The sequence below is a fragment of the Bartonella sp. AC70YNML genome (genome assembly GCF_042196545.1).
In the GTDB taxonomy this organism is placed as follows: Bacteria; Pseudomonadota; Alphaproteobacteria; order Rhizobiales; family Rhizobiaceae; genus Bartonella.
This window is the reverse complement of sequence record NZ_JBHIQK010000045.1, coordinates 1-1,170: the sequence shown is the minus strand read 5'-3', so window position 1 is coordinate 1,170 and position 1,170 is coordinate 1. Positions and strand designations below refer to the sequence as shown.

The following is a 1,170-nucleotide window of genomic DNA, read 5'->3' as shown; positions in this document are numbered from 1 at the left end:
TTATGCTTCAAAATATCTCTTGCAAGGTTGGAACTGATGACCTCAACATCCTGATTATCCAAATAAATGGGCAACCAGCCACCACAAGAAACAGACCTATTTGCCGCGCACCCAACGAGAAAGTTCAGAGCGCACACCACCATCACTTTTTTGATTAACTTCATTTTCTACCTCAAGACGGGTTGTTGCTGTCTTTAAAGCATTCTCTGTTTGCTTTTGCCGTTCGCTTTGCTTGCCAAGCTGAAACGCCTTGGCTAAAGCCATAAAAAAAACGGCTAAAGCCGCTGTAAACATAAGAGAATATTTCTTTAGCCAAAAAATCATAAGCGTTGCTCCCGAAAACGCTTGGCGACAATCACTATGCCCGTTACAGCCGCTAAAACCATGATGCCTGCTAATGCCCATTGCACCGGACCATTGCCTGCTAACAAGCCACCAAAACCAGAACAAGACCCTATAATCGGGGCAAGCGCTTCTATCTTTAAAAGACCGCTTGCTGTTTTCGTTTCTACCCTTTGATAATTCGAAGAAACATAAGCCCCTTTTACCCATAATCCCGCTTCTGCTGCTCGACGGTTGGCTAAACCCGCAAGAGGCTTCCCACCGACCTTATTCCATTTCTGTAATTCTAAGGGTACGGCTTCATAATCCCCTTGATTAAGCTTCTTCAACAAGGTTGACTTGCGAAAAGCAGCTGTTCCTACATTATAGCAAAATGAGACCAATGCCGCGAATTGGCAATCCGTTAACGAAACCGTCACCGATTCCTCTACCGTCTGCTCAAATTGCTTTAAGTCTTCACAAAGGATTTCTTCTGCTTGCTTTTGCGTAATACGCATGCCTTTTTTGACAAGGGGGTGACCCGCATTGCTGGTGTGACCATAACCAATCGTCCAGATACATGCCGTGTCTCTATATGCCTCTAAACGCAAACCTTCCCATTGTTTGATAAGCTCTAATCCTTCTTGCGATATCTTTCTCATCTGACGCTCCATAAAAAAAGCCCCACAAAAGTGGAGCCGGATAAAAATGTTTTCTTATGATCTCTATTGACTATGCTCTTTGATCAGCTGCTCGACTTCTTCAACACGAAAGCCAAGTTGAAAGAGCGGCGCATAGTCGCTTTCCTGTAATTCATACTGACAACGCTTTTCTACAAAATCACCATTT

Annotated in this window: 2 protein-coding genes; both read right to left on the bottom strand. The window is 43.9% G+C overall.

Translation table 11 applies throughout. The annotated features are described in order from the left end of the window. Positions 1–96: 96 nt before the first annotated feature. Entirely contained in the window at positions 97–324 is a 228-nt protein-coding gene (locus tag ACFIMU_RS08650) for a hypothetical protein (RefSeq protein ID WP_375630758.1), read from the bottom strand. Next, positions 321–983, bottom strand: coding sequence for a lysozyme (locus tag ACFIMU_RS08645; protein WP_375687106.1), 663 nt, complete (start codon positions 981–983; stop codon positions 321–323). The genes ACFIMU_RS08650 and ACFIMU_RS08645 overlap by 4 nt, the downstream gene beginning before the upstream one ends. Positions 984–1,170 lie beyond the last annotated feature (187 nt).